Source organism: Lutibacter sp. (assembly GCF_041596795.1).
Taxonomy (GTDB): domain Bacteria; phylum Bacteroidota; class Bacteroidia; order Flavobacteriales; family Flavobacteriaceae; genus Lutibacter.
Map to the genome: position 1 here is coordinate 1 of NZ_JBFHHX010000135.1, position 8,563 is coordinate 8,563.

At 27.4% G+C, this 8,563-nt stretch carries 7 protein-coding genes and 1 pseudogene; 6 read left to right on the forward strand and 2 right to left on the reverse strand.

Going from position 1 to position 8,563, the window contains the following annotated elements:
- A partial coding sequence (locus ABY298_RS13055) for a carboxyl transferase domain-containing protein (RefSeq protein WP_372746501.1) occupies nucleotides 1–611 on the reverse strand: 611 nt, incomplete at its 3' end.
- A gap of 628 nt (nucleotides 612–1,239) precedes the next feature.
- On the opposite strand from ABY298_RS13055, the gene ABY298_RS13060 reads away from it, so the two are divergent.
- The 6 genes from ABY298_RS13060 to ABY298_RS13085 all read left to right on the forward strand — a co-directional run bounded on the left by ABY298_RS13060 (nucleotide 1,240) and on the right by ABY298_RS13085 (nucleotide 7,322).
- Nucleotides 1,240–2,472, forward strand: a complete 1,233-nt coding sequence (locus ABY298_RS13060) for a uracil-xanthine permease family protein (protein WP_372746502.1) — start codon at nucleotides 1,240–1,242, stop codon at nucleotides 2,470–2,472.
- 88 nt (nucleotides 2,473–2,560) lie between these two features.
- On the forward strand, nucleotides 2,561–2,824 hold the full coding sequence (locus ABY298_RS13065; RefSeq protein WP_372746503.1) for a hypothetical protein: 264 nt from the start codon (nucleotides 2,561–2,563) through the stop codon (nucleotides 2,822–2,824).
- Nucleotides 2,825–3,087: 263 nt separating this feature from the next.
- Nucleotides 3,088–3,258, forward strand: a complete 171-nt coding sequence (locus ABY298_RS13070; protein ID WP_372746504.1) for a hypothetical protein — start codon at nucleotides 3,088–3,090, stop codon at nucleotides 3,256–3,258.
- A complete protein-coding gene (locus ABY298_RS13075; RefSeq protein WP_372746505.1) occupies nucleotides 3,258–3,788 on the forward strand; it encodes a YfiT family bacillithiol transferase in 531 nt (176 codons plus the stop codon). Before ABY298_RS13070 ends, ABY298_RS13075 begins: the two co-directional genes overlap by 1 nt.
- Before the next feature lie 557 nt (nucleotides 3,789–4,345).
- A complete protein-coding gene (locus tag ABY298_RS13080) occupies nucleotides 4,346–6,976 on the forward strand; it encodes an OmpA family protein (RefSeq protein WP_372746506.1) in 2,631 nt (876 codons plus the stop codon).
- A 7-nt stretch (nucleotides 6,977–6,983) separates the two neighbouring features.
- Nucleotides 6,984–7,322: a tRNA-binding protein gene (locus ABY298_RS13085; RefSeq protein WP_372746507.1), complete on the forward strand. Its 339-nt coding sequence runs from the start codon at nucleotides 6,984–6,986 to the stop codon at nucleotides 7,320–7,322.
- 4 nt (nucleotides 7,323–7,326) lie between these two features.
- Here the strand turns inward: ABY298_RS13085 and ABY298_RS13090 are convergent.
- Nucleotides 7,327–8,563 (reverse strand): annotated as a pseudogene (locus tag ABY298_RS13090) (zinc carboxypeptidase); the annotation flags it as partial.

Here is an 8,563-nt window from a genome sequence, read left to right on the forward strand (position 1 = left end):
GTAACTGTTTTAATTACATAAGGACTAGTAATAAACATATTACTTGTTTTTTTCACCATAAAGATAAAATCTGTCATAGCAGGTGAATAAACTGCACCACCGGCACAAGGTCCCATAATTGCAGAAATTTGAGGAATTACACCAGATGCTCTTGAATTTCTAAAGAAAACGTCTCCATATCCTTTTAATGCATCTACACCTTCTTCTACTCTTGCTCCACCTGAATCATTTAATCCAACAACTGGTGCTCCAGCTTTCATGGCTAAATCCATAATTTTACAAATTTTAGTAGCGTGCATTTCTCCTAACGCTCCACCTCCTGATGTAAAATCTTGTGAAAAAGCAAAAACAGTTCTCCCGTTAATTAAACCGTGTCCAACAATAACTCCATCAGAAGAAATTTCTACTTGCTCCATTCCAAAATTTACTGAACGATGTTTTACTAAAGAATCTATTTCATAAAAACTTCCTTCGTCGAACAATAAATCTATACGTTCTCTTGCTGTTAACTTACCTTTTTCATGTTGTTTTTCAATTCTCTGTTCGCCACCCATTTTAGAAGCACTTTCTCTTCTTGAAATTAAATAGGCCAATTTGTCTGCAACTTTCATATTTTATGTTTAGTTTTTCTGTTTTTTTTCTAAATTTCCAAGGTCATTTTTCAACTCTTTTTAGTAACCTTTTTACACATCTAAAGATAGGCATTGTAATCCAAAAAACACCCCATTTTTATCATAAAAAAAACAAAAAAAACTTTTTTTAATTAATTTTAATCTATAATTCTTTTAAAAAAATAATACTATTTAGCCTTATATTAAATATTTTTTTGAAGATATTTTAAAGTTTACCACCTATTATTGAATTATTTACAAAAATAATTTTATGTAACATTTGTATTTTTTAAAAATTTCACAATCTCTCAAAAATGAAAAAATACTCATTTTTTTAACAAAAAAAATGCTATTTACAACGATTTCGAAATGCGTAAAAAATAAAAGTTAAAAAATATTTTATTTTTTCAATTTTTAATGAAAAAGTGCTCTTTTTTGGCCAAAAAATCGATCTGAAAATGAATTTTGATCAAAAAAAACTCGTGAAAATTCCTAAAACGGAAAAAAAAGAAGATTTTTTTACCGTTTTTTTTGATAGAATCATTCTAAATCTATCCTAAAAAGTGAACTTTAGAGCTAAATTTATAATATATGGTTAAATTAGCCGAATTAAAAAAACAAACAATCAATGAAATCATCTCAAAATCAAACTTTAACAGACACATCAAATCCTATTAAACGAATAATTATTGGTGTGCAATTTTTATTTGTTGCTTTTGGCGCAACTGTGTTAGTACCTTTATTAATTGATGTAGATCCTTCCGTTGCCCTATTTACTGCTGGTGTTGGTACCTTAATCTTTCATATTATTACAAAAGGAAAGGTTCCCGTATTTTTAGGAAGCAGCTTTGCTTTTATTGCTCCTATAATTGCAGCTACCAAAATTTATGGTTATCCAGGAACTCTTGGTGGTATAATTGCCGTTGGTTTAGTATATGCTATTGTATCTGGTATTATAAAATTATGGGGATTACAGGTAATTGAAAAAATATTTCCTGCGGTTGTTGTAGGGCCTGTAATTATGATTATTGGTTTGTCATTAGCGTCAGTTGGTGTAGATATGGCAAAAACTAATTGGCCTATTGCTCTAGCCGTTTTAGCAACTGCTATAATAATAGTAACCTTTACCAAGGGCTTAATTAAACTAATTCCCATTTTTATTGGAATTATTGTAGGCTATATTATTTCAATTCTATCAGGTTTAGTCGATTTTTCTTCGGTGAACGAAGCTGCCTGGTTTGCATTACCTAAATTTACTACTCCAGAATTTAATTGGGGCGCAATAATTTATATGATTCCAGTAGCAATTGCTCCAATTATTGAACATATTGGTGATATGTACGCTATTGGTGGTGTAGCAGATAAAAAGTTTGTAAAAGATCCGGGATTACACAGAACTATTTTAGGTGATGGTATTGCAACTGCTTTTGCTGGTTTTTTTGGAGGTCCACCAAACACAACATATTCCGAAGTAACGGGTGCCGTTGCTCTTACTAAAATTACAGACCCTAGAGTTTTAAGAATTGCAGCAGTTACCGCAATTGTATTTTCACTTGTTGGAAAAATTAGTGCAATTTTAAAAACTATACCAAATGCTGTTTTAGGAGGAATAATGTTATTGCTATTTGGAATGATTGCTAGTATAGGTATAAAAACATTAATTGATAATAAAACGGATTTTTCAATTACCAGAAATCAAGTAATAGTTTCAATTATATTAACTATTGGTATTGGTGGAGCTGAATTAGGCTACGGAAACTTTTCTTTAGCTGGAATTGGTTTAGCTTCTGTTGTTGGTGTCCTTTTAAATTTAGTATTACCAAAACATACAAAAGACGTTACTCCTTTTGAAAGAAAGTAACTCTTAAAAAATAAAATTTAAAATCGCTCAGTCTTGTAAAAGGTTGAGCGTTTTTTTTTATTTTTATACTAAAATCAATCATTTAATAATGAAAGGCTACTCTTATTTATTTCTTATAGTATGTTTGCTCTTTATTAATTGTTCATCAAAAACAAATAACCCTGAATTTGTAAAGATTGCAAAAGGAAGGTATTTATATAATGCTGATGAAGTAATTGAAGTGTACTTTAATAATAACCAACTTTTTTTAAAATGGCGTGGAGCTACAAAAATAAAACCTTTAAAAATTGATGAAAATACTTTTTATGTGAAAGAAATGAATGAAAAAATCACATTCAAAAAAAATCATTAGATCAAAAAGAGTATTTAGTTTTAGTTCCAAAAAAAGAAAAAGACTCAATTCAATATATCTATAGAAAATTAAATAAAAATGAAAAAACACCTCATGAATATTTAATAATTGATAACTTTGATAAAGCTTTAGAAGGCTATCAGCTAATTAAAAAAAACGATTCTTTAAATCCTCTAATTGAAGAAGCCTATTTAAACAGACTTGGCTACAAAGAATTAAAAGAAAAAAATTACAAAAAAGCATTGTATTTATTTAAAATAAATATGGCTTTATACCCCAAAAGCTCAAATGTGTACGACAGTTATGCTGATGGCTTAAACTTAAGCGGCGATACTATTAATGCAATAGAATACTATAAGAAATCGTTAGTATTAAATGCAGAAAACACAAATGCAAAAAAACAATTGGAACGCTTACAAAAACAGAAAAAATAATGCTAGAGAAATTAAAATATCCAATCGGAAAACCTGCTATTCCATCTGAAATAGCAAATAAAGATATTAATAATTGGATAACAATTATTGAAAATTTTCCGGCTAAATTAGACAAACTCACTGCTAATTTAACCAACGAACAATTAGACACACCTTATAGAGATAACGGTTGGACAATTAGGCAAGTGGTTCATCATTGTGCAGATAGTCATCAACATAGTTATATACGTTTTAAGTGGGCTTTAACCGAAGACAAACCTGTAATTAAAGCTTATTACGAAGATAAGTGGGCAGATTTGTTTGATAGTAAAACCGCTCCAATTTCGCTATCCATAAATTATTTAAAAGCCTTACACGCAAAATGGGTGTATTTTTTAAAAGGTTTATCTGAAGAGGAATTAAACAAAACTTTTATTCATCCGGATGGATACAAGCCTATTAAATTAAACAAGAACATAGCAATCTATGCCTGGCATTGCAATCACCATTTTGCACACATTAACAATTTAATTATTTCAAAAAAATGGTAATGCAACATACAAATTTTTAATTGTTACTAGTTTAAAATTAAACAGAACATTTATAATTAATATTTTTCCAATATCATTTATGCTATACTAAACAATAAGAACCGTTACAATAATGGTTTAAATTTAGGTAGTAAGTTATCAAAATAAAACAAATCATCAGATACACATATATATATGTATGTATGTACTTGCAATATTTTTTGTGTTGTTGGTTTCATTATTAATATTCCATAAAATTTAATAAAAAATTTACTGCATATAAATAATCCAATTTTAAAAAATTGAGCAACAACTATGCTTAATTTTTTTTTACTTTTTTATTTACCATTTATCATTTTAAAAAATGCACCTTTTTTGCCATTTTGCATAGCTTTAAACAACTATTTATCTATATTTTTACCTTTATTTTATGTTTCTTTAGCTATCTTTGTTATTCCTTAAGTTGGACAATTTTACAGACAAAAATTAGAGGGTAAAAATCTTTTTTTTAAGATTTACAATTTCTGTTAATTGAATCTACTTGGGTTTTTGAAAAGCTATTTAAAAACTAAACAAACATGAAAAAGTTAACACAACTATACTTATTGTTGTTCTTTAACTTTCTATTCGCACAAAATCAAGAATATACAGTTAAAAACACTAGTATAAATTCTAAGTATGCCGAATTAGGAGTCATTTATTTACAAAACGGACAAGTTTTATTTGCCTCATCTCAAAAAGATGAAAATGATAAAGCCTTTTCAACAAATAGAAGAAAACAAAACAGCCAATTGTTTTTAGATTTGTACAAAGCAACTGTTACTAGAAATGGCGACCTTATTTTAAATGAAAAATTTACCAATGATGTAAATAATCAGTTTTTTGAATCAGATTTAACCTTTACACCCGATTTTAAAACTGTATATTTTACCTGGAATAATTATTACAATACCGAAAGCAGAAAAGATTCTTCCAAATGGAAAACACAGCACATTGTAAAAGCTTCTATTGATAAAAATTTACAATTATCAAACATAACTTCACTACCATTTAACAATGATGAATACTCTATAAAAAACCCTCAAATTAGTCCCAATGGAACTCAATTGTTTTTCACCTCTGATATGCCTGGAGGTTTTGGAGAAACTGATATTTATGTTGTTGCAATAAACGCTGATGGAACTTATGGAATTCCAGAAAATTTAGGGGAAACCGTTAATACAAAAAACACTGAAATGTTTCCTTATTTAGATGTAAATAACACATTGTATTTTACAACTAATGGTTATAAAAATGCTCAAAATTTTGATATTTATAGTAGTAAATTTGAAAACAATATATTTTTAAACGCTGAAAGATTACCAGCTCCAATTAATAGTAAATTTGATGATTTAGCTTTTGTTATAAACAAAGAGGCAAATGCTGGTTTTTTTACTTCAAACCGTGACGAAGGTAATGGTGATGTTGATATTTATTCGTTTACAATTAAAGATGTAAACCTTATTTGCGAACAAACCATAAAAGGTTTATTTATAAATGAAAAAACTGGAGAATATTTAGACAACGTAAAAATATCTATTTTTGAAAACAATCAATTATTAGATTCACAATTAATTCCTTTAGGAAATCCTTATATTTTTAAATTAGAATGCAATTCATCGTATAAATTTATTGCTGAACTTGAAAATTATAAAACCAATGAATTTGAATTAAAAACCGGAGCAACAAGTACTAACTTAGACAAAAACATAAAACTTGCTCCAATAGAATGCAACCAAACAATTACAGGTTTAATTTTTGATAAAATAACCAAAGTTTTAATTAACAATCCCACTGTTCAATTATTCAACAACAACCAATTAATTGATTCTAAAAACATTCCAACAGGAACTAGATATAATTTTAAATTAAATTGTAAAGAAACCTACACAATAAAAATTTCTAAAGAAGGCTATGTACCTTTTGAAGAAACTTTTACCACTTTAAATATAAATACAGATATTTTAAAAGATATACACCTTGCTCCTATTGAATGCGATAATAACATATCAGGAATGGTTTTTAACACTGTTACAAATAAACAATTAACCAATGTAAAGGTTACTGTGTATGCAAATAACAATTTAGTTAATTCACAAATTTTTAATCCTGAAAACCGCTTTAACTTTAAGCTAAATTGCAACCAAAATTATAAAATTATTGCAGAAAAAGATGGATTTGAACCTTATGAAGAGAATTTTAAAACAACTATTTCTACCAGTAATTTTATTAAGGATATAAAACTAACACCAATTGAATGCAAAGGATTAATCTCTGGTTTATTTTTTGACAAATCAACTGGTAGACAAATAGATAATGTAAATATTTCTCTATTTGCAGACTCTAAATTTGTAGAAACTAAAAATATTAAAGTTGGTTATAAATATAATTTCAATTTAAATTGCGATAAAACCTACACACTTAAAATTGAAAAAGAAGGCTATAATTCTGTTGAAGAAACCATAAACACTCCACTAACCAATACGTTTGAAATAACAAAAAATATTTCTTTAGTTCCAGAAAAATGTACACAACTATTAGATGCTACAATTGTAAGTGCTGAAACAAACCTCCCACTTAAAAATGCAATAATATTTGTGTATAAATCAAACGATTTAATTGAAACAATTAACTTAGATGAAAAAACAAATTTCACCTATGAAGTAGATTGTAATTCAAGCTATAGAATTGTAGCTTCGTTAAAAAATTACACCAATGATATTGAAGTAATTTCAACTTCAACTATTAAAAATCAACAATTGTTTAAAAAGTTTAAACTTGAAAAAAACATAGAATTTATAGCTGTTAATAATCAAAAAATGATTAAAACCAAACCAATCTATTTTGATTTAGATAAAGATGATATTAGACCAGATGCCGCTATAGAATTAACAAAAGTTATAGATATTTTAAATAAATATCCTGCAATTAAATTAGAAATTAAATCGCATACAGATAGTAGAGCTCCAGACAATTATAACTTTGAACTTTCTAACAGAAGAGCAAAATCTGTTATTTCATATATTATTTCAAAAGGAATTGATCCTAATAGAATTAGCGGAAAAGGTTATGGAGAAACCCAGTTAATTAATAAATGTTCTAATGGTGTAAAATGTACAGAAGCTGAACACGAATTAAACCGCCGAACAGATTTTATTGTAATTGAATAATATAACTATGAAAGAAGAAATATCATTTAATGATTTTACCAAGGTTGATATTAGAATAGGAACTATTATTGAAGTAAATGATTTTCCAACAGCCAAAAAACCAGCATATCAACTTAGTATTGATTTTGGTGAGTTAGGTATTAAAAAATCAAGTGCACAAATAACATCTTTATATTCAAAAAATCAATTACTTAAAAAACAAGTGTTGGCTATTGTTAATTTTAAAAAGAAACAAATAGCCAACTTTTTTAGTGAATGTTTAGTTTTAGGAATTGAAAATGAGCAACAACAAATAGTTTTATTACAAGCATCTAAACCAATTAAAAACGGAGAACAAATTAGTTAATTAATTACATGGCATTTGCAAAAAATACTGCATTCATTAACAATTTATTTGTTCCGTACCAAAAACCTCTAAAATTAGTATTATCAGTAAAAACAATTACATTTCCTTTTCCATATTTTGTTACCTGAAAAGGAACTGTGTTTTTTAAGGTATCTAAATTCAGTTTTGAAATATAACCACTTAACAATGGATTATTTGTATATTTTATAGGATTGTTAAAACTACTCTCGTTTGGTTTTATAAAAATTTCATTGGTTCTAAACAAGGCCAATTTATTTTTTGAGTAACCAAAATTTATAGGGTGAGACCTATCAATTACAGTTTCAAAAATTGCTCCATTAATTTTTTGACCACCATAAAAATTTTCCTTTTGCTCAAAAGAAATGTTTTTTGCATCAACTTTTGGAGATACAAATTCTAAATTAATAAACTTATTATCAGTAAAAATTTTTGCAGCATTTTCAAAACCTATTAATACGCCACCACTACTTATCCAATCGGCTATTTTTTTCGATAAATTTTCATCCATCTTAAAAGATGCATTTGCCACAATAATTGTTGTGTAAGCACTTAAATCTACCCTATTTATAGACTCAAGGTCTAATTTGGTAATATTCATTTGAAAACGCTGATCAAATAAATGCCAAATTTCACCAGCATCATACGATGAAATTCCGTTTCCAACCAGCATTGCAACCTTTTTCTTTTCAATTATTTTAAAATAATTACTTCCTAAATCTATTCCACTTGTTAATCCTGTAGAAACACCATTTATTGTTAAATTACAACTTTCAGCAACATTCTTTAAAAAATTAAACAATGATTCTTCATCTAATAATTGATTTTGCACAGGAATTAAAATAGTTCCATAATCGTAATTTTTACCGTTTAAAGAAAATGGTTTTAAGCCAACTTTAGTTCTAATTCCATTTTGTAAAAGTAAGTTTAACGCTTTTGGAGTATAATATTCTCCCCATTCCATTACATATGCATAAGCACTTTTTTCGGTAATAAAACCTTTTCTTAATTCTATCTTTTCAACCTTTTCTCCAATAGCCGCAGTGTTTTTTAGTTCGGAATAATTTACATTAAATGCCAAGGGAAGTGTCCACGCCGAAATATCATAAAACAAACTATCCTGAAAAGTTGTTCGCTTTTCAAACATAGCTTGTATAAGTCTGCTATTTTTTTGATTGGTTGGAACTATAAAACTAGATTCCTTTTTAAAGTTTATTCCATCA